Annotated in this window: 23 protein-coding genes and 1 pseudogene; 14 read left to right on the top strand and 10 right to left on the bottom strand. The window is 67.3% G+C overall.

The window, feature by feature from the left end; all coding sequences use genetic code 11:
• Positions 1 to 89: 89 nt before the first annotated feature.
• Positions 90 to 1,229 (bottom strand): IS21 family transposase, encoded by a 1,140-nt coding sequence (gene istA / locus BS75_RS00120; RefSeq protein ID WP_408022508.1) that lies wholly within the window; start codon positions 1,227 to 1,229, stop codon positions 90 to 92.
• 108 nt (positions 1,230 to 1,337) lie between these two features.
• Here istA and BS75_RS00115 point away from each other — a divergent pair.
• A pseudogene (locus tag BS75_RS00115) lies at positions 1,338 to 1,514 on the top strand (VOC family protein); the annotation flags it as partial.
• A gap of 24 nt (positions 1,515 to 1,538) precedes the next feature.
• Here BS75_RS00115 and BS75_RS43810 read toward each other — a convergent pair.
• Positions 1,539 to 2,117, bottom strand: a complete 579-nt coding sequence (locus tag BS75_RS43810; RefSeq protein ID WP_152646393.1) for a hypothetical protein — start codon at positions 2,115 to 2,117, stop codon at positions 1,539 to 1,541.
• A 1,795-nt stretch (positions 2,118 to 3,912) separates the two neighbouring features.
• Here BS75_RS43810 and BS75_RS43805 point away from each other — a divergent pair.
• Together BS75_RS43805 and BS75_RS00095 are read left to right on the top strand one after the other, a co-directional pair.
• On the top strand, positions 3,913 to 4,800 hold the full coding sequence (locus BS75_RS43805; protein WP_052069057.1) for a hypothetical protein: 888 nt from the start codon (positions 3,913 to 3,915) through the stop codon (positions 4,798 to 4,800).
• A 223-nt stretch (positions 4,801 to 5,023) separates the two neighbouring features.
• Entirely contained in the window at positions 5,024 to 5,629 is a 606-nt protein-coding gene (locus BS75_RS00095) for an RICIN domain-containing protein (protein WP_034086703.1), read from the top strand.
• 411 nt (positions 5,630 to 6,040) lie between these two features.
• Here the strand turns inward: BS75_RS00095 and BS75_RS47605 are convergent, their stop codons facing one another.
• Complete coding sequence (locus BS75_RS47605; RefSeq protein ID WP_152646394.1) at positions 6,041 to 6,229, bottom strand: hypothetical protein; 189 nt, start codon at positions 6,227 to 6,229, stop codon at positions 6,041 to 6,043.
• Positions 6,230 to 6,975: 746 nt separating this feature from the next.
• Here BS75_RS47605 and BS75_RS00080 point away from each other — a divergent pair.
• Together BS75_RS00080 and BS75_RS43800 are read left to right on the top strand one after the other, a co-directional pair.
• A complete protein-coding gene (locus BS75_RS00080) occupies positions 6,976 to 7,188 on the top strand; it encodes a type II toxin-antitoxin system CcdA family antitoxin (protein WP_034092104.1) in 213 nt (70 codons plus the stop codon).
• Positions 7,185 to 7,514 (top strand): hypothetical protein, encoded by a 330-nt coding sequence (locus tag BS75_RS43800; RefSeq protein ID WP_052069055.1) that lies wholly within the window; start codon positions 7,185 to 7,187, stop codon positions 7,512 to 7,514. Before BS75_RS00080 ends, BS75_RS43800 begins: the two co-directional genes overlap by 4 nt.
• A gap of 170 nt (positions 7,515 to 7,684) precedes the next feature.
• Here the strand turns inward: BS75_RS43800 and BS75_RS00070 are convergent, their stop codons facing one another.
• On the bottom strand, positions 7,685 to 8,338 hold the full coding sequence (locus BS75_RS00070) for a hypothetical protein (RefSeq protein WP_152646395.1): 654 nt from the start codon (positions 8,336 to 8,338) through the stop codon (positions 7,685 to 7,687).
• Positions 8,339 to 8,884: 546 nt separating this feature from the next.
• A complete protein-coding gene (locus BS75_RS47600) occupies positions 8,885 to 9,205 on the bottom strand; it encodes a hypothetical protein (protein WP_156164186.1) in 321 nt (106 codons plus the stop codon).
• A 133-nt stretch (positions 9,206 to 9,338) separates the two neighbouring features.
• On the opposite strand from BS75_RS47600, the gene BS75_RS00060 reads away from it, so the two are divergent.
• The 5 genes from BS75_RS00060 (at position 9,339) to BS75_RS00040 (ending at position 11,458) form a co-directional block, all read left to right on the top strand.
• A complete protein-coding gene (locus tag BS75_RS00060; protein ID WP_034092101.1) occupies positions 9,339 to 9,788 on the top strand; it encodes a hypothetical protein in 450 nt (149 codons plus the stop codon).
• 37 nt (positions 9,789 to 9,825) lie between these two features.
• Positions 9,826 to 10,062, top strand: a complete 237-nt coding sequence (locus tag BS75_RS00055) for a hypothetical protein (protein WP_034086699.1) — start codon at positions 9,826 to 9,828, stop codon at positions 10,060 to 10,062.
• 37 nt (positions 10,063 to 10,099) lie between these two features.
• Positions 10,100 to 10,339 (top strand): hypothetical protein, encoded by a 240-nt coding sequence (locus tag BS75_RS49010; protein ID WP_169790816.1) that lies wholly within the window; start codon positions 10,100 to 10,102, stop codon positions 10,337 to 10,339.
• Between the two features lie 74 nt (positions 10,340 to 10,413).
• The gene (locus BS75_RS00045) at positions 10,414 to 10,731 is read left to right on the top strand and encodes a hypothetical protein (RefSeq protein WP_231607632.1); all 318 of its coding nucleotides are present in this window, start codon (positions 10,414 to 10,416) and stop codon (positions 10,729 to 10,731) included.
• A 151-nt stretch (positions 10,732 to 10,882) separates the two neighbouring features.
• On the top strand, positions 10,883 to 11,458 hold the full coding sequence (locus tag BS75_RS00040; RefSeq protein WP_034086696.1) for a hypothetical protein: 576 nt from the start codon (positions 10,883 to 10,885) through the stop codon (positions 11,456 to 11,458).
• Positions 11,459 to 11,509: 51 nt separating this feature from the next.
• On the opposite strand, the gene BS75_RS00035 is transcribed toward BS75_RS00040, so the two are convergent.
• Positions 11,510 to 11,752 (bottom strand): hypothetical protein, encoded by a 243-nt coding sequence (locus BS75_RS00035; RefSeq protein WP_052069054.1) that lies wholly within the window; start codon positions 11,750 to 11,752, stop codon positions 11,510 to 11,512.
• A gap of 92 nt (positions 11,753 to 11,844) precedes the next feature.
• Positions 11,845 to 13,407 (bottom strand): hypothetical protein, encoded by a 1,563-nt coding sequence (locus tag BS75_RS47595; RefSeq protein ID WP_152646396.1) that lies wholly within the window; start codon positions 13,405 to 13,407, stop codon positions 11,845 to 11,847.
• Positions 13,408 to 13,671: 264 nt separating this feature from the next.
• Between BS75_RS47595 and BS75_RS45750 the strand changes: the two genes are divergently transcribed.
• Both BS75_RS45750 and BS75_RS00030 read left to right on the top strand, forming a co-directional pair.
• Positions 13,672 to 13,962 (top strand): transposase, encoded by a 291-nt coding sequence (locus BS75_RS45750; protein WP_081982005.1) that lies wholly within the window; start codon positions 13,672 to 13,674, stop codon positions 13,960 to 13,962.
• Entirely contained in the window at positions 13,938 to 14,870 is a 933-nt protein-coding gene (locus BS75_RS00030) for an IS3 family transposase (RefSeq protein ID WP_052069053.1), read from the top strand. Before BS75_RS45750 ends, BS75_RS00030 begins: the two co-directional genes overlap by 25 nt.
• 120 nt (positions 14,871 to 14,990) lie before the next feature.
• Here the strand turns inward: BS75_RS00030 and BS75_RS00025 are convergent, their stop codons facing one another.
• Positions 14,991 to 15,542: a hypothetical protein gene (locus tag BS75_RS00025; protein WP_034086694.1), complete on the bottom strand. Its 552-nt coding sequence runs from the start codon at positions 15,540 to 15,542 to the stop codon at positions 14,991 to 14,993.
• Between the two features lie 121 nt (positions 15,543 to 15,663).
• On the opposite strand from BS75_RS00025, the gene BS75_RS00020 reads away from it, so the two are divergent.
• On the top strand, positions 15,664 to 16,656 hold the full coding sequence (locus BS75_RS00020) for a 3-oxoacyl-ACP synthase III family protein (RefSeq protein ID WP_034086693.1): 993 nt from the start codon (positions 15,664 to 15,666) through the stop codon (positions 16,654 to 16,656).
• Between the two features lie 377 nt (positions 16,657 to 17,033).
• Here BS75_RS00020 and BS75_RS00015 read toward each other — a convergent pair whose 3' ends face one another.
• Positions 17,034 to 17,975: a ScbA/BarX family gamma-butyrolactone biosynthesis protein gene (locus BS75_RS00015; RefSeq protein WP_052069052.1), complete on the bottom strand. Its 942-nt coding sequence runs from the start codon at positions 17,973 to 17,975 to the stop codon at positions 17,034 to 17,036.
• Positions 17,976 to 18,800: 825 nt separating this feature from the next.
• Here BS75_RS00015 and BS75_RS00010 point away from each other — a divergent pair.
• Positions 18,801 to 19,439, top strand: coding sequence for a ScbR family autoregulator-binding transcription factor (locus tag BS75_RS00010; protein ID WP_408022507.1), 639 nt, complete (start codon positions 18,801 to 18,803; stop codon positions 19,437 to 19,439).
• A 604-nt stretch (positions 19,440 to 20,043) separates the two neighbouring features.
• On the opposite strand, the gene BS75_RS00005 is transcribed toward BS75_RS00010, so the two are convergent.
• Positions 20,044 to 20,577: a hypothetical protein gene (locus BS75_RS00005; RefSeq protein ID WP_152646410.1), complete on the bottom strand. Its 534-nt coding sequence runs from the start codon at positions 20,575 to 20,577 to the stop codon at positions 20,044 to 20,046.
• Positions 20,578 to 21,401 lie beyond the last annotated feature (824 nt).

Here is a 21,401-nt window from a genome sequence, read left to right as displayed (position 1 = left end):
CCCCTAACCTGCAACGACATCGCACCACCCCCTGCGACCCCACGACAGGACAGTGGCCGCAGAAGCGATCATCCCCTCAACCATCATGCTCATGCAGCGAATTGCGCAGCAGAGTCGATGAAGTCGCCGCGCATCTGGTCGGCGGCACTCTTGTGGTCGGGGTCGGTGAGGGTCTGGTGGCGGGCCCAGCAGCGCGGGTGCTCGGCCACCAGGTCGCCGCCGTCGGTGACGACGCGGATCAGGTCGGCGTCGCAGGTGACCTGGACGCGGCGGCCGATGGCGCGCGGGTGCACGGAGTAGTCGTTGAGGTCGATGCGCAGGTAGTGGTCGCGGCCGATGCGGGTGTGGAAGAGGTACCACTGCGGGGGGCCGACCGGAGGCAGGGCCAGCATGGCGGCGCGGTCGGCTTCCCAGCGGTCCACGGGGCGGGCCTGGATGCTGCGGTGCAGGCGCCGGTTCGCGCCCTGCAGCCAGTCGCCGAGCTGGGTGTTGAAGTCGTCGGGGCCGGTGAAGGTGCGGCCGGGCACGAAGCTGGTCTCCAGATAGCCGTTGGCCCGCTCGACCAGCCCTTTCGCTTCTGGATCACGAGGGCGGCAAAGATGCACTTTGACGGCGAGCAGGCCCGCGAACGCGGCGAACTCGGTGGTCAGCTTGCCTTGGCCGATGCCGGACTCGTTGTCCCAGACCAGCATCTTGGGGACCGTGCCCCAGTCGGACAGCAGCCGCCAATGGCCAGCGATCAGGTCGCCGGTCTGCCGGGTCGGGATCATTCGCGCGGTGATCATCCGCGAGTAGCCCGAGACCATGACCAGCACCGGCGGGCAGGCGACCTGGCCGTAGCCGACCGGGATGTGGACCGGCGGGAACCACAGGTCGCACTGCGCCAGCTCGCCAGGCAGGTACTGGGTCCGCCCGGTGGGATCCGCGGGCAGGTAGGCGGGGCGCAGCTCACGGACCCGCTCCTTGAGGACCGTTATCCCGCGCTCCCAGCCGATGCGCTCGGCGATCACCGTGGCCGGCATCGACGGCGTCGCCTTCAGGAGCTCGCGGATCGCAGGCTCGAAGGCGTCCACCGCCGAGCCCTTCGCCGCCCGCTCGTAGACCGGTGCCCGATCGGTCGCGATCGCCCGCTTGACCGTGTTCTTCGAGATGCCCAGATGACGCGCGATCGCCCGGATCGGCATCTCCTCGGCCCGATGGAGCCGACGGATCTCAGCCCAGTCCTCCACGGATATCACCCTCTCCTCCTGACCTTGAACACCAAGATCAGGATGACCGGACGACCATCAGGTGGGTCAGATTTGTACCGCCGAATAGCGGTCAGGATTCACCCGACGCCGACACGGGCCGGCACCGGGCTCGTGGGGGACGAGCGCCTCGCCGCGCTTGAAGCCGAGTGCGCACGACTGGTGGCGCTCGGTGCGACCCACGTGCAAACACTGTATGCCGATGAGGAAAACGAGTCGTGCATCCCGATGCTGGACATCGAGGGCAACGAGTTCTGTATCGACTGAGTGCTCCGGGCAGGTTTGGTTCGGTCAACGGGCCTCACGGGGTCCGGCCTTCCAGGGTGATGCGGGTGATTCCGCGGACAGACCGCTCGGCGCCGTGGGCGGTTGCTGACCTTCGGGGGGCGATGTGGCAGCTCTGGTGCATGCGGTCGGGGTTTCCTTGGCGGTGCTGTCGGCGTCCTCGTCCTCGTAGGGAACGCAGGACACGACTTGGCAGCCGTAGTGCCGGCCCGCGGCGACCATCTGCGGGTGGCGGACCGGGATCCCGGCGATGTGCTCGACGGTGACGGTCTTCGCCGCGTTCACCGCCCGCCGGGTCGAGCGGGCACTGCCCGGATAGCCCATCGTCACGAGCTTGTCGTGGACCACGTCGGAGCGGATCGTCGCCTTGGACTGCTCGACCCACTCCTCGATCTTCTCCAGGAACGCGTCGATCATCTTCGGCCGCGGCTCGCGCTCATACGGGTTGCGCCCGCTGGCGCGGGCCTCGACATACCGCTTGACCGTCTTCGGGTCGTGCCCTGTCAGGGTGGCCGCCGACCAGACCGTCTCGGTCAGGTCGTACGCCTCAAAGATTTCCATGATCTCTCTGTCAGACTTCGTCACAGGATCTCCGGCCGGTTGCTGATGCTCGCAAACACCAGCAAACCGGACGGAGGGGTCTCCTTCAGATAAGGGAGCGATCAGGAACGCCGCAGGCCGGACGGCCATCCACCTGGATTTCTGGTGGCCATCAGCCGGGACTCAACTGGCCGCACACCTGGACTTTGCCACGGCCACCGACAGGTGGTACCCCAGCAAAAACGAACACCGCATCATCTGGCGCGGACCCTACATCAAAGGCCCCGCCGACGCCCCCATGCTGCTCACCGAGAAGGCGTAGGGTCGGTTAGGAGCGAGTGGCGGAACACCGGCCTTGGGGCCGGCATATGGCCCCCGGCGTTGCGGCGCCGGGGACCACTGCTCGGCGGCGGCCGCACGCCCAGGGGGAGGTGATTCGGTGTCGCCCTGGTCCAGGGCGACGTGGCCGGCGTCGGTGAGGGCAGCAGTCCACTGCCGTCCCTTGTAGCCCGGTCCACCGGACTACTCGTAGCCACGGGCACTAGGCACATCGCCTCCAGCGGCTTGAGCGTGGCCAGGGGCAGGTCCGGAGTTCCCCGCCGGGCACTGTGTTCCGGGGCTGTGTGCGTTGATAAGCGCACCGTGCACCGTGTCTGCCTGCGGTTGCGTGTTTCGTCGCACAGGTGATCTTTACGGCGCGCGCGGTTATTCGCTCGGCATGGATGATCTGTTGGGCGGGGTGGGGGCCGGGTCTGCGGCCGGGGAGTGCGAACACTGCGGGAAGCCGGTGCCAGCGGGCGGGCGGGCGGGAGCGGCCGCGGCGCTACTGCGACCGGGCGTGCCAGTCGAAGGCCTACCGCGCGCGACGGTCTACCGCAGTCGACGCGGGACGGATGCTGCTCGCCACGCGAGCCGGCGCTGATGCCGACGAGCGTGACGACCCGGAGCCGCCGCGTGAGGAGGCCGGTCGGGGCGAGCGTGCCGGAGACGGCAGTGGGCAGCCGACGACGTCCCGCGGGGCACTGCTGGAGTGCGCCGACCTGGTGGTGCAGCAGGTCGGGCTGTTCCTTGAGGACCTGGACCACGGTGGGGAACCCGACCGGGCGCTGAGACAGCTGCGGACGGTGATGCCCCTGCTGGCTGCGCGACTGGTCGAGCAGGGCCGTCTGGTCCGCGACGAACTGGGCGGGGGTGTCCCGGTGGCTGCGGGGGGAGGGCTGGTGGACTTGGCCCGAGCGCTGCGGCACCGCGACCCCGGGTTGCTGCCGTTCCTTCGGGAGGGAGGGCCGCGACCCGGCGGAGCTCGCGCCGGTGGACGTGCGTCGGCCGATCGAGGCAGTGGGCCTGGTGCCCGGCTGGGAGCTGGCGGGGTGGACCGCAGACATCTCGGTGGCGCTGTTGTGCCGTGAGGAGGATGTGTTCGGCCGGGTGGAGTTCGTGGACGGGGCCTGGCTCGCGGTGCACGGCAGCGAGTACATCAACGAGGCGGGGGACGGGGCCCTGCGGATGCACCGGGACGCGTTTGAAGCGGCCTGCTCGGTGGCGTTCGCCGTCCAGTCGCTTCGGCGGAGGGATGGTGTGGTGTGGGGGAGTGGCGGACCGAACCGACGTTCGCGATGTGTCGGGCGTTGGTGGACGGGGCGGGACTGTCCTCGTTCGTGGGTGGCCCGTTCGACGTGCGAGCGGTGGCGGCAGCTGTCCGGCCCGAGGCCAAGGACGGATTCCTCCTCGACGAGGTCCCCTGGGAGCACTTCCCACGGGGGATCGTGTCGGGGAGGCCGTTCGCCTGCTGCACGCCGGCGACTCGCCCGATCGCACCGGCAAGGGCGTTGTGGGCGGCATGTGCGCCAACGACATGCGGGCCGCGGCCGTGCTCGCGGTGCCGTTCCTGATTCGGATAGCTGCCGACATCCGCCACCCCCACCGTGCCGCCGCGCTCGCCGAGGTCTCCTGCCCTGCCCGCGCCCTCCATTTCGGCGTCGCCTCCCGCGACGAGCTGCTGCTCCACCGCGCCGGCACCCGGGACAGCCTCTACGACGGTTACGGCGTCGAGGTGACCGGCTACCCGGCAGGCTGGTCGGTCGCCGCGGCCCGGGCCGCGATCACGGCCGACATCGCCCTCCTGCAGCCCCTGCTCGGCGATCCCGACCCCGCTACGCGCATCAGTGCCACCTACGCGCTGGCGACCGCCGCCGACCCCGACCACATGGTCCGTGCCGCCTTCCGTACCCTGCTCGGTACCGAGCAGGACCCGATCGTCCGTGCCGCGCTGGTCCTCGCCACCGCCGAGGCCACCCGCACCCACCGACCACCGAGTGGATACGAGAGCTGTGGCGGGACCGGGCACAGGCCCCCGAGGTCCGACTGGCCGCCGCGACCGGCTGGCTCTGTCTCACCGGCGAACCCGCCCCCGACAGCCTGCGCGCCGCCGTCGACGGCCTCGCCACCGGCGAGCGCGCCCACGCCATGGACGCCCTGCCCTGGATGGCCGCAGCTGGCAGGTCCGGCGAGAGGGGACTGCGGCACTGCGTCCGGGAGCTGCTCCATCCCGAACAGCCCGGCCAGGCGGTGCACGACGCCCCGTGGGCGCCACCTCGCTGACGGCACCGCAGCTGCTGACGTGCCGTTGCGGCTGGACTCATCCGTGTGCACGCAGGTGCCTTACTACATCGCGAGGGCGACGGGCCTGCCGGAGACTCTGTGCGCGAGGCCCATCTCCGCGCCATAAGTTACCGGCGCGTATATCGCCTCCTGTGGAACTGTATGCATGTGCAAGTTCTTGGGCTCAGGTCAGTGACCGCCGTCCAGCCAGCTACCTACGTCATTTGACCGGTATCACCCCGGCGCTTCGGCCGATGGCGCGCGGGCAAAGGCGGGGCAATGTGGTCATGCGCGCCAGGGCGCGTCGGATCCACCTCTTCGTCACACCGCTCAGAAGGAGTGAAACCATCATGGAGACCTCGTACAAGGTTCTCGGCCGGGAGCTCATCCGCCGTTCGGGACAGACCGCGGGACGCCGTGGAGCCCGGGCGATCGTCCCCGTGGTGACCGCCGCCTTCCTCTCGGCCGGTCTGGCCGCGCCCGCCATGGCGACGGCGTCCTCGCAGCACCCGCAGAAGTACACGATCAGCAGCGTCCCCAGCGGCAAGGTGGTTGACATCACCAACAACAGCCACACCGCCGGAACCCCCACGATCCTTTACCACAACCACCACGGGGCCAACCAGGAGTTTCAGCTCGATGCGGCGCACGCGTTGTTTCCCAACTACATGATCGTCAACCCGTATCTGCGAGTCAACCAAAATTTCTGCCTCACCTCGGACTACCACCAGGCCCCCAATTCCACCGACTTCTACTCCGCCACCCAGCAGCCCTGCAACGGCTCCTCATCGCAGGAGTGGTACAGCCGGCAGGGCGCCCACGGGGTGCAGATCGTCAACGCCGGAAACGGCACCTGCCTCGACGTCGCGGGAAACAACACCGCCGACGGAACCCCGATCGGCACCTACCAGTGCAACGGCCAGCCCAACCAGGAGTGGAACTTCCAGAAGGACTAACCCCTCCCGGGAGTGTCCAAGAGGACGCTCCCACTCCACTGAGAGGACCGTCGATGTGCTCTGACGGCATAGTGGCGGGATGAGCTTCGGGGTGGGGTCCGGCGAGAGCGACTGGGGCGGCGGGGTGCTCGGGGAGATGTTGGGGCGTGTGGCGGAGGGCCTCGGGGTCGTCCTGCCTGAGCTGGACGAACCACAGGGCGGCATACCCGTGTACGTCGCCGCAGGGCTCGGCCGGCGGGTGAGGGTGCATCAGGCCGACGAGCAGCGTCGGGCCTTCTGGGTGTGCCTCCAGGGCAACGGTCAGCGCCTGGCCTGCGGGCGGACCGCTGATCCGGCTGAGGTGGTCCGGGCGGCGGCGGTCTGGATCGGCGGAGCGGGGCAAGGAGATCGGGCCCGGCAGGCGACTGCGTCTCAGAGCAGCGGCACGTCGATCGGCGGCGGTGGTGGATTGAGGGCCAAGCGCAGGGCGTTGATCATGGCCATCCAGCGCGCACCGTCGGAGGCCGCTACCCAGCTGTCCATGATGCCGAACTCGTCGGACGCGATGCGGGCCAGCGCCTCGTAGGCGGGCAGGCGGAGGTCCTCGGCGAACGTCGGCATCACGGTCTCAGGACCGTATCCGGAGTCAACCGGCCTACCCCCAGGGCATTGGGCCGCGATCAGTGCAGCCGCACCGACAGGGCGAGGGGCCACGGACCCAGGCATCGCTAATGGATCTTCGAATGCGCTCCTTAGAGATCACTAGGGCCCGGCGACCTGCGGTCGCCGGGCCCTACCGCTGATTTCGACGGTAAGGGCGACCTGGCCCAGCGCAGCGAAGACCTGCTGGGACAGGGCCTGGACCGGTGACCGGGGAGGCACCGCGCACCGCGGTCGCCGACACCAGCGTGCAGCTCGGCGCCTTCAACCAACGCGACCAGCTGAACGACGCCGCAGTCCAGGCCCTGAACATGCCGCGGCTGATGACAGGTCTACGGCGAGGCCGAGCAAGTGCAGCGCCGATAGGGAATGCGGCTGGGGCTGGCGGACGCGGTCGATATCGCGCTCGCACAGCGGCTGCCGGTGCCGGCGATCCTGAGCTTCGACGGGCACTACCTCCAGGTCGCCCCGCGCACGGAGCGGGAACCGGGAATCTGGGTGGCGCCGGGGCCCCTAGGCCGACCAGGGGTTCCGTGTCTGCCTGGCCTGGCCGCCGTTCGCGCCGGGGCCTCCCACTGCTGGCTAACGCTTCCCAGCGCCGTGCACACCGATGACCAGTCCGCGCTGCTGCTGGGCGCGGGCGCGGCGATTGAGCAAGTTCACACCATCGGTACAACTAGCAGTCATACCGAGGTACTGTGATCGGTATGGCTACCACAGAGAAGGTCACCGTGTCGCTCCCGCCGGACGTCCTCGCCGCCGCTCGCGCGGCATCGGGCGGCAACCTGTCCGCCTACACGGCCAACGCGCTCAAGAACCAGGCCATCCGCGACGCCGCCGCCGCACTGGAAGCCTGGCGAGCCGCCACCGGCGACAACCTGGACGACGTCTACGACATGGCCGAGAAGGACGAGCGTTGAGCGTCCCCCTGCGCCGAGGCCAGATCTGGGAAGTCACCTCCCCCTCCGGCAGGCCCCGCTGCCTCCTGGTCGTCTCGGCCGACGGTGCCCTCCAGCTCTACCAGCACGGCGCCGTCTGCGTCCTGGTCGACACCACCGGCACCGCGCCCGACACCCTGCTCACCGCCCCGATCACCCACCCTGTCGAGGGCATGGCCGTCGCCGTGGACGTGCTGAGCTACCGACGCGAGCGGATCACCAACGGGAAGTACCTCGGCATCGTCACCCCGGAGGAGATGGCCCGGCTCGGCCAGGCGCTGCGTCTCGCCCTGGACCTGACGGACTGACACGGGCGGCAAGACGCGCGGGAATGTTGTCCGTGGAGAAGATCGGCAGGTTGCTCGATGACCCCGAAATCCGTCAGAACGTCTACGACGGCGAACTGACTGCTCGGGTCCGGCGTCGCCAGATCTGAAGGGGCAGGAGCCGATTCACACGGGGGCGGTTTGACGGGAATTCAGAAGAAGCTGCCCGGGTCGCTGAACCCTCCGCCGGGGTCGGAAGGGAGGGAATGGCTGGGTGAGGAAGTGTCATGGTGGCTGCTGTGATCGCTGACTGAGCTGTCGTGATACTGGCTGCTGTGGTGACTGGACGAACTGTCTTGGTGGTGGCAATTGCAGGAGCCGTCGCTGCCGTGATGGGACGCACTGGAGTGGAAACCGGGTGCCGCGTACATGGCGCCCGCGTGGATGCCGGAGCCGCCGACTGCGGGGGCCCCGACCTCAACTTCGTAGGAGACCTCCGGCCAGGCGGATGACTGCGTGTCCGAGTTGCTCGCCGTGTGGGCCGCACGCGCGGCGCGGACCGCAGCGCGCTTCACCGCACGCCGGTCCTCTCCGTCAGCGCTGGACGAAAGCGTCGGGGAGGCGGGAATCTGGGATGCCGATGAATAAACCGAACTGGATGCCTTCGTTGTCGGCCTGCTCCTCTCCTGCCGCTTCTCTTCCTGCCGTCTCTCTTCAACCGCCAAGCACCAGCCGATGACCGCCGCGAGAACGCCGCAGGTGACCACGGCATCGAAAGTATGGAGGGCCAAGAGCCCGAACAGGCCTCCGATCAAGCCCCCGATCCAGAAACCCTTGCCGGCACCGCCGCCGATCTTCCGATCCATCGCGAGCCCCCTCAAAGACGTCTTTCCTTTCAGGGATACTCCAAAGCTCTGCACAAGCGTTGCACAATCGCCGAGGTGGTAGGAATCATTCCACTTTATGTCTGGGCTGGCACCAAGGAGGAGACACCCCAGACCTATCGCGTCGATCCGACGCGGATCCAGCCGCTTTCGCCGGGCGATGCCGGGGCGGCGGCCGCAGCCCAGTCCTGGCCGTGCGGCGCGGCCCCGCCGGTCGTTGGGCAGGCCATGATCTGGAGCGTCATTGAGCCCGAGGCCGGGCGGCACCGGCGGGCGGACGGGCAGGCCCCGCCGCGGACCTGCACGTGCGGCTGCGTGGAGTGGGCGCTGTGCCTGCCCGGCCGGACCCGGCCCGTCATGCGCGGCCGAGGCCGGCCCCGCCCCCACCACCAGAGCCTCTGGACGGTCCGGTCGACCAGGCGGGCGACGACGGGCCCGGCGGGGTGGTGCTGCCGTTGCGGCGCAGGGGCCGGCGGTGGCCCCGCTGAAGGGAGGAGGCCCGCTGACCTGGTTCACGTGGCTAGCACGTCAGGACGCCCTGATCCTCGCGCTCGAGGCCGCCCGGGCGTGCGAGGGGAGTGGCAGGAATTCCTCAGCCACTTCGAGCGGCGCAAGCTCGCGCTCGGGGACTGTGGACGGGCCTATGGCACTGACTGCATTCACGAGCATGCTTGTGTCAGATGCTCGCTCCTCCGACCTGATCCGGCCCAGCGGGCCCGGCTGGCTGACATCCGCGACAACCTCATCGCCCGCATCGCCGAGGCCGAACGCGAAGGATGGCACGGCGAGGTCGAAGGGCTGCACGTCAGCCTCGCCGGTGCGGAGGGCAAGCTGGTTCAGATCGACCAACGCCGTGACCATCGGACCGTGGTCGACCTCGGTATCCCCACTCCACAATCGGTCTCCCCGGCCTCGCCACCGCGGCCATGACTGCCCAGTAATCAGGAGGAACGGGGACGGCATGAGCTGCCAGAATCAGAAGATGACCAACCAGGGGATCATCTTCGTCTGCCGTCGCCACACTGATCGTGGCGTGCTCGAAGTCGTCCCGTGCATCGACGGCACCCCTCTCACCGACTTGATCGACCAGTTCGAGACGGACGCCGGGATGCAACCAGCCGGCGACGCCTACGGAGGCCTTATCCCGCAGTTCTTCCGGTTCGGCCCGATGGACGACCATTTCCACGGACGATCCACCGGCGCGATGGGGCCGAAGACGCCCGTGCTCGGCTGTGAATGCGGCGAGTGGGGATGCTGGCCGCTGATGGCCAGCATCACAGTGACCCCTGACCACGTGACCTGGGACTCCTTCGAACAACCCCACCGCAAGACACGTGATTATTCGGGGTTCGGCCCGTTTCAGTTCGACCGTCTTCAATACGCTGACGCCGTGAAGGTCCTGAGTGCAGCACTGGGCGCTGACGAGACGTGAGCACAACCCATCGGCTCATCACGAGGAGGAAGAAGTCGTGTTTGACCACTTCATCGGGCTAAGCCCTGAGGAGGCCGCACGCTGGACCGCGCTGGTCGAGCAGTCCCGACCAGTCCTTGAGAGCGCTGGAATGGAGGCTGTCCAGACGTTCCTGGCCGAGCGCGGCATGAGCGTCATCCAGGCGATCGCTATCACCCGGGCGCTACTTGGGAATGCGGAGACACCGCTTCGGGTCGCCGTCGACATCGTGACCACGAGCAAGGCTCGGCAATAAGTTCAGAGAAGCCTGTGTCAGATGTCCCCTACTGCTCGTGGACCCGACCCAGATGCCACGCCTCCAGGAGATCCACGCCAACCTCATCGACCGCCTCCAAGAGGCCAAGGACCAGGGCTGGCTCGGCGAGGTCGCCGCGATCGAGACCACCATGGCCGCCGCCGTACAGAAGCTGGAGGTCATGCGCGAGCGTGCAGCCCAGCCCTCCACCGTCCACCTCGGCATGCCCGACTTCCGCCGGGATGGCGGACGAAGCAGCGCCGATTCGGAGGACTGAGCGCCGATGAGTTCCGGATCTCCGGCGCACAAAATGAGAGGTCCTCTCAAGGCGTGTGCGGCATGATCGCGCAAATGAGCGAACCGGAACTGGACCTGCTCTCACGGCTGTGGGACGAGCACAAGCACGCGACGTTCCCGCCGCACCTTCGTGGCCGGGACATCGAGGGCGAAGACCTGGTGATGCTGGACGCGAACATCGCCGGCTGTGTTTCCTCGTCCCTGTCCGGGCCCCTTGGTGAGCGGCGCCGTAGCATCTTGCTCCAGTGCCTCGCTGTCCTTGAGAAGGTCGTGCCGTCGATCAGCGATGAGGGCGGTGCGATCGAGTACTACGAGCGCCTGCGCGAGATGGGCACGCTTGCAACCGAATCCGGGAACGCCAAGGCCCAGTAGCGAGTGAGCTGGGGCGGTGGATCGGCCCACGGCTCGCTGCCTGACGCTCAGGCCACCTGCGCAAGGGGACTGGGCCACCCCGCCGATCGGTGTCGATGGGCGGAGAGAGACGATTGCCCAAACGAACGTCCCCTAGGCTCCGAGGTCTCACGTGATCGTCCGGCTCAAGCCGCTGTCCGGTTCCCTTGTCCAGCAACTCGCCGAGCTTGCACGGGGGAGCTGGGACCACCCCAGTGTCGATGGCTTCCTCGCCGGACAGGGCTGGGAGGAGTCGACGTGGAACGGTTACGACACCGCCAGCGGCCATCAGCTGGTGGCAGGCGATCCCGACCGGATCGGCACCGGCCAGTCGCGCTTCCACCTGCCGTTCTGCTTCTTCGATCCGAGCGACGACGCCGGCCCGCTCGGCGACGAGTTCGAGATGGACGGCTGGGTCAGCCTGGAAGGTGATCCCACAGCCTTCGATCACGCCTGGTCGGCGGCTTGCTCTGCGGTTGCCACCGAACTCGGCGCGGCCGAGACCACGGTGAGCTGGTCCCTCGGCTCCCGGCCGTGGAACTTCGCGGGCTGGCGGGTCGGGGTCAGAGCGCTGATCGTGGCTCAAGGGGAGGAATTCGGCTCCTATGGTGAGCTGGACATGGCAGCCGTCTGGCTGATCGACCTCGCCCCGGACGTGACATTCCCCGATGCGGGCGGCTTCTACGGCTGGATGCTGGGCGAAGGCTGACCGGCGCGACACGCCCGAACGCCTGGTTCTCCCCGCTTTCGTCCACTACTTTCAGCAACCAGCGTTGGCCTCCCCTGCCCAAGTCTCCGCTGCGGGTAGTTCGGATAAGCGTGCATCCGCTGCCCGGTCCTGATCGTCAGCCCGACCGAGCGACCGCGTCTGGTCGAGATCCGAGAGAACCTCCATGACCGCATCGCCGAAGCTGAACGAGAGGGCTGGTTCGGTGAAATCGAACTCCTGCAGGTCAGCCTGTCTGCGGCCGAAGAGAAGATCGGTCGGCTCGATACCCGGCAAGAGCGCAAGGATTTCCCGTCTTTCTCGTAATTCCCACGCTTGACCAGATCGCCGGACGCACCATCGAAACTCGGGAGCCCACGCCGTGATGCCTAATGCTTATGCAAAGCAGCAACAGAAGCCCAGGCTGCGATGGCCGCGGCAATGACGGAAGCAGTCGTCAACCAGATAACGACTTTCTGGATCCGGATGTTTGTCGCCGTAGCTGTAAGTTCTGCACTCGTCGAAATAAGCTCACGAAGGCGTGATTCGAATTGCAGGGCTTCCTGGGAGCGCAATAGCGCCTCTTGGCGCCATCCCTCCGGCAATGCATGAATCGCTCCGTATGTGGCCAGGCGTGGGGGGACGACTGGAGAGAATCCAATAGTCGCCCAATCCTTCGAGTCATTTGCCATGGCGGAGATGTCGCCGATCACAATCTGCGTGTCGACTCCTGCCTGCAGGAGGGATTTGCGCAGGCTGGTGAAGGAGCGACCGGTGCCCTTGCGGACAGCTCTTTCCGATCGATCCCTCAAGACCGTGAGTTGCTCGCCAGTGATACGTACCATGATGAGCAGGGACCATCGGGTAAGCAACTCTGATATTGAATCAGTGAAGGCGGAAATATACTGACTCGAGTCCGTGTATTGCATGGTGAGGTCGGGGATTCTAGCTGCGGCAGTAATCACCCGCTCGGAGGTTTCCCGAAGGCGGATCTCGTTACTCCCTTGGGATTTCCAGAAGATTCGACCGCCACCAAGTCCAAGGATCTCGGTGTACTCGTAGTCTGACGGGTTTCGTACTTCTTCCTTATCCCAGGCCAGGCACTTTTGAGTGGTGATCAATTCCACGGATGGAAGTACCACATCAGCATCCCGAGAGAACCATCCAGGCAAATTTTCGTTCATCCAGGAGGAGCAATCGAGCCGCTTCTGTTCGCGCCAAGTGCTCTGCGCGCCGATCTTGAGCTTTATTACGTCCGCTGGCGAGGATGAGCGTTTGCGGTGGTTCTTGCGAATTATCAACTTGCTCTCTTGGTCTTCATTGACCGCCGTGCTAATGATTTTGGATTCATCCGATTCTAGGACGAAGCACGCAACTATTGCAGTAATGCTCGAAGTGATCGAATGCAAGTGTAGATCGATGTATTCTATGCCTGGAGGCAAGGTCATCGTCACATGGGGAGCTTCTTCAATGAACTGACCGCTCCTGCGTACTACTCGGGGAAGCTGCAAGAAGCCAGTCACCCCCGTGCTGCGGCTTTCCAGGAGCCAGTCGGAGTACCCAGGAGGTGAAGAAGATTCGCTGTCGGATTTCTCCATCCTACGGACAAACTTGTTCAGCTTGTCGGAGGAGTCTGGTCCATATGTCTCGCAGATCCATATGGTATCCAGGCCGACAGACTCCCCGTCTGGAATTCGTGTCTTTTTGTTCTTGCGTGCATCGGAGGCTTGAAGGTTCTTTAGGTGGGCCCTATTGAACTGCCTGCCGAAGATTCTATTCCGAATGAAGCGCGGAGCATGCTGAATCGCCTGATTTTCGATCCATCGAGTGCTTCTGCTGAGTGCTGGCGTGTGCTCCGGAGATTCGCCTGCCGAGTTGGACGGCGAAACGGGAGAGGCTTCGCTGCTTTCCCCGGATCCGGTGGACTCTTGATCACTTGACTCGATACCCACAGACCACTCCGTCTGAAAACCGAAAGCAGGGGTCCAGCACTCGAAGCGGCTCATCATACCGAGCTCTCGAGCTTCAGCCCAACTTGCTGTTCGAGCGGCGTGAGAGCATCGCTGCAGAGGTCCTGGTACTGACCAGTACTACAGCAGCAGATCATGTGACTGGTGATCGGGTGTGTCGTTGATCGGTCATGCTGGATGGTGGACCCCGACCACTTTCGTGGACACTGGAAGTAGTTCATCGCAGTGTCAAGTGGGAAGTGCACGATGGTTTCAAAGCGGAAGAAGGACGCTCCGGAATACAAGGCAGAGGCCGTAGAGCTTGTAGTGAGCTCCGGCCGGCCCGTGGCTGAGATCGCCCGGGACCTCGGCCTGAACGAGGGAACCCTCGGGAGCTGGGTAAATGCCGCAAAGAGGAGCGGAAGCATCAAAGACAAGCCGCTTACTATCGATGAACGCGTCCATATGAAGGAACTCGAAGAGGAAAACCGAAAGCTCCGAATGGGGCGGGATTTTCTAAAAAAAGCAGCGGCGTGGTTTGCGAGCCAGAATCAATAAAGTTCGCCTTTATCCTGCAAGTCAGAGACGAGCAGGCTGGCAAGCCGCGCCGCTTCAGGTATCCCATCAACTTCATGTGCCAGATGCTGCATGTATCTCGAGCCGGCTTCTATGCGTGGATCGACAGGGAGGAGTCCCGGCACGCGCGGCGCGATGTCGAGCTCACGCGACTCATCATCGCCATCGACAAAACGAATAAGGGAAGGTACGGAATCGATCGGATACACGCCCAGCTGGCCCGCCAGGGCGAGCGCGTGTCGCCCAAGCGCGTCCGACGCCTGGCCAGGGCTGCTGGACTGGCCTGCGTCCACCCCAGGCCCTACAGGGCCACCACCCTCCAGGACCCCGCGAACCGACGGGGCCTGGTGGATCTCGTCGAGCGCAACTTCGTCCCGGAAAAGAAAGACCAAATATGGTACGGGGACATCACATATATTCATACCGCAGAGGGCTGGGCCTATATGGCCACGGTGATCGACGGATACTCGCGCAAGCTCATCGGCTGGTCCATCGCTGACAATATGCGTGAAGACATGGTGGTCCAGGTGCTCGATATGGCCATCCGCAACCGCCGGCCAGGCCAGGGAGAAGCCGTGATGCACACGGATCGTGGCAGCCAGTACACCGGCAGTAGATTTCGCGACCACTGCCTTGACAACGGGGTCATCCCTTCGGTAAGAAAGACGGGGATCTGCTTCGACAACGCTGCGGCCGAGTCCTTCAACGCAACCCTCAAGAAGGAACTCATTCACCTGCATGTATGGGCAACAATCAAGCAGGTCAAAACCGCCATATTTGAATATGTCGAGTCCTACTACAATAGAAGCAGGATTCGGCGGGAACTTGGCTACCTGTCGCCCTATGAATTCGAGAGCAGGCCTACATTTAGCGCAGCACTAGCAGCATAGAAGACTGTCTTCGAAATCGGTCGGCCTCCAGCGTGCGCTATGGAGCATCGCTGTCCGTACCGGGCGCGCCGCAAGGAGGAAACGAAACGCACCCGGGCTGCGCGGCAGGGGCCCGGTCGTTCAGCCTAGTGACTTCACGGCCTGCTGGTAGTCGGCGGCCTGCGCCGGCGTCAGGTAGTGGCTGACACGGATCAGGACGTTGCCACTGACGAAGTCGTATTCAGTGGCCGAGGGGAGCGCCTGGGTGACGGCCTGGATGTACTTGGCGCGGGTGGCCGCATCGGCGGCGGTCGGGAACACCTCGATGCTGCCGCCGAACTGGACGTCGCCCTTCGACAGGCCCTGGTCAGCGGTGTCTGATGCGGATACGCGCGAGTCCGTGAAACGCACGTCGGAGGTGTACTCGTTGGGCCGGCCCATGAGGTGATTGGGGTCGGTGGCGTCGGTGAGGACGAGGTCTTCGTGCGCGGTGCGGACGTCGCGGGCAAGGATGGCCATGTCCTGGCTGGCGTCGAGGTTGCCCACGGGGGCCGACGACGGGGCGGCCGTGCTGCTGGAGCCGGCGGCCGCGGTCGGTACCGCGTCGGTGCTTGTCTTGGCACCACTGGAGCAGCCGGTGAGGGTGAGTAAGGCGGCGGCTGCGGTGGCGGTGAGACTGAGGGTGCGATTCATGGCCAGAGCCTTGCAGTGGCATATGCCTGATCGTCGGGAAGTTGCCGGTCCGTTACGCAGGGTCTTAGTGTTGCGGGCGGTACGCGGATGCGGCCGCCCCGGTCAAAGAGGAGAGGCCCTCATGGCGGTCGGGATCGCAGGCGCGGGTTACGCGCTCGGGTCGGAGACGGTCAGCAGTACCGATCTGGCCCTGTCGCACGGTCTGGAGCCGGACTGGTTCGTCCGGCGGACCGGCACCCAGCAGCGCCGGGTCTATGCCGAGGGGGAGAGCCTGATGACCCTGGCGGCCGAGGCGATCGGCAAGGCGTGTGCCGAGGCGGGCGTGGCCCCGCAGGCCATCGGCGGCGAGACCCTGCTGATCTTCGCGCAGGTCAGCATCCCCGCGTACGTGGCCCCCTCGCAGGCGGTCCTGCTGGCCCAGCGGGCGGGGATCGGGTGCGCGAAGACCATGAGTGTGGACGGCTCGTGCGCGGAGGTGATCCCCGCGCTGGAGACAGCGGTCACCATGCTGGAGACGGGCCGCTGCGAGCGGGCGATCGTGGTGGGCGGCCAGGATGCCGTCAGCCTGACGAACCACCAGGATCTCAGCCTGGCCGGCATCTTCGGGGCCGGAGCCGCAGCCGTCGTCCTTGCCCGCGACGAGAACTACGGAACGCGGCTCGACGTGCGCGGGAGCCAGTGGGAGACCCACACGGCCGACTGGCAGCTGGGCACCCTGCCCGTCCACGAACGCCGCAGGGCCGAAGAGGGCTTCGAAGTGCGCACCGGCTTCTACACGATGGAAGGCGTCGAGATCGTCCAGGCCGCCCGCCGGCACGTCCCCGGGGTCGTCGACTCGGCCCTCGCCCGGGCCGGCTGGACCACGGCTGATCTCGACCTGGTCATCGCCCACCAGCCGAACACCCGCACCCTGCAACTCGTCATGAAGGCATGCGGGATCAGCATGGACATCGTGCCCAACCCGTGCGCCGACATCGGCAACCTGGGCCCGGCCAACGTCCTGACCACCCTCGCCATCGCCCGCCAGGAGGGCACCCTGAAGCCGGGAAGCCGGGCCCTCCTCGTGTCCTACGGCGTCGGCTTCTCCTGCGGAGCGATGGCCGTCACCTTCTGAACCAGGAAAGAACACTCGGACAGTGCGGCCGGGACCCGCTCGGCCCCGGCCACACCCCCCATGGCCGGGGCCGCCCCGCGGACCGTGCCCAAGACGAGGGCGGCCGGGCCCGTTCGAGGGCATGGTGCCGATCCCCCAGATGGGGCAGACCGGTGGCCAGGGGCCGGACGATGGCCCCAGACCCTCGACACCAGCACCTTCCCATCTGCGTCACAGACCCCTTGGAAGTCACCCGATCGGGGTGGAGCCCAAAACCGCTGCCGATCATGGACTAGCGGTCATCCCAATGACACTCGGACGGGCCAAGAGTGGCTCATGATCAACATGTCGGGGTGGCTCTCGCCGACCCGGTCGAAAACAGGGTGGGGGTGTTTTTGTTAGTGGTGGGGTGGGGGTTGGAGTTGGACGGTGGCGGTGATGACGGGTTGGTTGTTCTGGGTGGCTGTGATGGTGCAGTGGGTGTGTGTGGTGTTGGGGGTGGGGTGTGGGTGGGTGTGGATGGTGCAGGGGGTGTCGAGTTCGGCGTAGTGGTGGAAGGTGCAGTGGAGGGCTGTGAGGGTGGTGCGGGGGTGGGTGGTTGTGGTGTGGGCGGCTTGGCGGGCGGCTTCGAGCAGGAGCATGCCGGGGGCGTGGTCGAGGGGGTGGTCGAAGAGTCCGGGGTGGGTGGGGTCGGTGCGCAGGAGGTGGGTGGTGGGGGTGGGGGTGGGTGACAGGACGACGTCGCGGGTGTGGGTGCGTGCGACGTGGGCGGGTGGTAGCGGGGGGCCGGGGGGTGTGGGGGTGTGGTGCGGGTCGGCGTGGTGTCCGCGCAGTCGGTTGTAGACGGTGGGGGAGTGGTTGGTGAATGTGGTGGTGGCTGTGGCGAGGTGGCGTCCTTGTGCGGTGATCTGGACCTGCATCCTGGCGGCGGCCGGTCGCCGGGCGCGCATGACCACCTCGGTGCAGGTGATGTGCAGGTCGAGGGTGGTGGGTCCGGTGCCGGCGGCCAGTGCGGCCAGTGCGGTCGGGTCGAGCCGCAGGCCGAGGTCGCGCCAGGCCTGGCGGTCGCCGGGCGGTGCGCCGTAGGCGGCGTGGGTGAGGAGCGGGATCGACTGGCGGACGGCTTCGGCGAGCAGCAGCGGGTCGTGGAGTCCGTGCCGGGGCCGGTAGAAGCCGTGGGTGGGGGGCAGTTCCGCCGTGACGTGGTGGGTGTCGGGGCCGGTGGTGCGCCATCGGGTCAGCAGGACGTCGGCGGTGCGGGTCTTGTGGACCAGTTCGGCGATGGTGGCGGCCGGCTGTGTCGAGGCCGGTGCGCTGTGTTCCAGGAGTGCTGTGGACATCAATCCCCCTCGTCCGGGCAACAGGCGGCGCTGGCCGCCCAGGCACCACAACATAACGAGTGTTCGGTTTTATGTCACAGCAATCCCGTAACGGTTCGATAACGCAGCGGGAAGTTAATTCTGTTCTTACACCGCCAGCCGCCAGCCACCGGTCGCCGGTCGGGCGGCCGCCAGCCGCCGGTCACCAGCCACCGGTCGCCGGTCGGGCGGCCGCCAGCCGCCGGTCACCAGCCACCGGTCGCCGGTCGGGCGGCCACGAGCCGCCGGTCACCAGCCACCGGTCGCCGGTCGGGCGGCCACGAGCCGCCGGTCACCAGCCACCGGTCGCCGGTCGGGCGGTCGGGGGCGGAGCTGCGGGTGCGGGATCCCGGGGCGCCGTACGGCCCGGCCGTCCGGGGTGCCGTCGTCCGGGGAGCCCTGGGGGGCCCTGGGGCGTGTCCGGTGTGCCGGGCGAGTCCTGGGGCGTGGTCAGGGAAATCTGGGGCGTGCCCGGCGTGTCCGGCGTGTCCTGGGGTGTGCCCGGGGCTCTGGGGTGTGTCCGGCGTGTCCGGCGAGTCCTGGGTACCCGGGGAACTTTCGGGGCGTGTCCGGGGGCTCTGGGGCGTGTTCGGCGGGTTCCGGGGTGTGCCTGGGGGCTTTCGGGGTGTGTCCGGCGTGCCGGGCGAGTCCTGGGCCGTGTCCGGTGAACTTCGGGGGCGTGTCCGGGGCTGTGGGGTGTGTGTGGGGGGTTCCGGGGTGTGTGTGGAGAAACAGACCAAGGGCTGGCATCCCGCCCAAAGGGCCGGATAAGATAGCGAGCGTTCTTAACTTTTTGGAGGGGTTGTCGTGGTGGGAGAGCCGAAGCAGGAGCGGGCGATCCAGACCCGTGCCCTGTTGTTGCGGGCCGCGGCGGAGGTCTTTGACGAGTACGGCTACGACGGTGCGAGTGTCAGCAAGATCCTGGCGAGGGCGGGTGTGACGCCGGGGGCGATGTACTTCCATTTCAAGAACAAGGAGGCTCTCGCGGAGGCTGTCATCAACGCCCAGCCGGAGACGATCGTCCCGCACCTGGAGTCCGAGGGCCTGCAGCGTCTGGTGGACATCACCATGGTGTGGTCCAAGCAGTTGCAGGTGGACCCGGTGCTGCGTGCCGGTGTCCGCCTGGTCGTCGAGCGCTCGACGTTCGGGGAGCACGATGCCAGTTCCTACCTGGACTGGGCCCAGATCATGACCGGGGTCCTGGACGAGGCCGTCCGCAAGGGGGAGTTGCAGGCCGGGGTGCGGCCCGAGGAGGTCGCCCAGTTCGTCGTCGGGGCCTGCACCGGGATCCAGTTGTTCGCCGAGGCCGCCACCCGCCGGAGCGACCTGCCCGAACGCGCCGTGCGGATGTGGCGCCTGCTGCTGCCGGGTATCGCCGTCCCCGCGGTCCTGGCCCGGACCCGGGTGGACCCCGACCTGTTCACCGTGCTGGGCGGCGCGCGGTAACGGCCCGCTTCACACGCGCCCGGACCGCCGTCCGCACCCCCCGTCCGCCCCCGGCCCGGCCCCCGGCTCCGGCCTGGCTCCGGACCTGTCCCCGGCCCGGCCCCGGCCCCGGCCCGGCCCCCGGCCCCGGACCTGTCCCGTCTCCGGCCCGTCCCGTCTCCGGTCCTGTTCCTGGCCTGTCCCGGCTCGGGTCTGTCCCGGTCTGTCCCCGGCCCGGCCCCCGGCCCGGCCCGGCCCCCGGCCCCGGCCCGGCCCCCGGCCCCGGCCCGGCTCCGGACCTGTCCCCGGCTCCGGCCCGGCCCCGGCCCCGGCCCGGCTCCGGACCTGTCCCCGGCTCCGGCCCGGCCCGGCTCCGGACCTGTCCCGTCTCCGGCCCCGTCCCGTCTCCGGTCCTGTTCCTGGCCTGTCCCGGCTCGGGTCTGTCCCGGTCTGGCCCCGGCCCGGCCTGGTTCCGGTCCTGTTCCGGGCCTGTCCCGGCTCGGTCCGGTCCCTGGTCTGGTTCTGGTGCGGACCGGCCTCTGGGTCGGTCGCGGGCTCGGGTGGGTCGGGGGGCGGTCCGGGTCGTGTTTGGGGGTCGGGTGCCGGGTGTCCTTGGCCAGTGAAGTTAGTCGATGCTGACGTCCTGACCTGGGGTGACTGGGTTCGTTGGCAGAGGACCGAACGCGGGTCGTATGTGCTGCCAATACCTGGTGACGGCGGCGAGCCTGTCCACGAACTCCGTGCGGTCCGCGGACACCGCCATGGTGCCCGGCAGCGTGAAGAACTTCGCGTCGACGGTGCGCACTGCGATGAACACACGCGATGCCTTGCCGCGCCGCCCGTTGGTGCGCGGCTCGACCGCGACGATGTCGCTCCAGGGAACGACTCTGAGGCGTCCCAGGCCAACCGTCCTCACTGCGGCAGGGGTCAGCGTGGTCCATCCATAGCTCACGAACAGGGCGAACAGCAGAAAGAAGAGGAACGAACCGATCGCCAAGAACACGGCCAGCCGCCTGGAGACGGCGTCCGGTGCGCCCTCGACGTAGCCGCGGATGAACTCGGCCGCACCCATGCCGACGCCGATGAGGATGTACCTGATGATGTCCGTGCCGAATCGCTTGAGGGTGCCGCGATCCATGCCGATCCTGACGTTCTGCATGGTCGGGATGGTACGAGGTGGGAACCAGGAACCGAGAGCCGGCCCCTGGCACCCGAAGCGACTGGATTCATTGTCAACGCCTCGGTTGGATGACAACGGACACCGGGGCCGTGCGGGGTGCCGTCAGGGGGGTGGGGAGGGGGTGATGGCGCTTCTTGGAATCGACCACCCCCTACTCGGGGCGATCCCGCACCTGCTCTGTGGAGCTCCCCACTCAGGTGGGGCTTGGCCTGCGGCCGGATGCCTCACCGAGAGGTCCGGCCGCTGGCCCGGGTGAAGCACTGTCGTAGGGACCCGGTGCTTGTGACGTCATGGATGGAGCCGACGGGTCTCGTGCCGACACCCAGGACATCGGAGCGTTGCGGGACGCTTTCGCCGTGGAGTGGCGGGAGCCGCCCACCGGGTTGGGACGCGTTGCGGGTCTGGGAGGGGCCGGCACGGCGTCGTCCTGCCCGAGCCCTGCCGGACGTTCATCGCAGAGACCGCCAACGGCTCCTGCCTCGGGCCGCCCGAGGACGGCGGCCTCCTGCCGCCGGGCCGGCTCCCGCCCGGCTGGCCCGACCAGGACCAGCCCCGTGAACCCGCGGCCGGGTTCCCCCTGGACCACAGCTGGATGTGGGAGGACGGCAATCGCGGCTACCGGGCCCTGGCCCCATCGTCCATGCGGTCTGCAACCACGGCTCTGCCGTCCTGGGTGCCGAGGACGGCCCCATGTACTGGCTGCTGGCCGTCACCGGCCCAGCCGCGGCAAGGTCTGGCTGGTGGCCGACGTCGGCGCGCACCTCTGCCCCCAGGACCCTGGCATCTTCACGGACTGGGTCCGC

Origin of the sequence: Streptacidiphilus albus JL83, from assembly GCF_000744705.1 — a bacterium.
Classification (GTDB): domain Bacteria; phylum Actinomycetota; class Actinomycetes; order Streptomycetales; family Streptomycetaceae; genus Streptacidiphilus; species Streptacidiphilus albus.
Note: the sequence above shows the minus strand (reverse complement) of the source record. Positions and strands in the feature narration are given on the sequence as shown.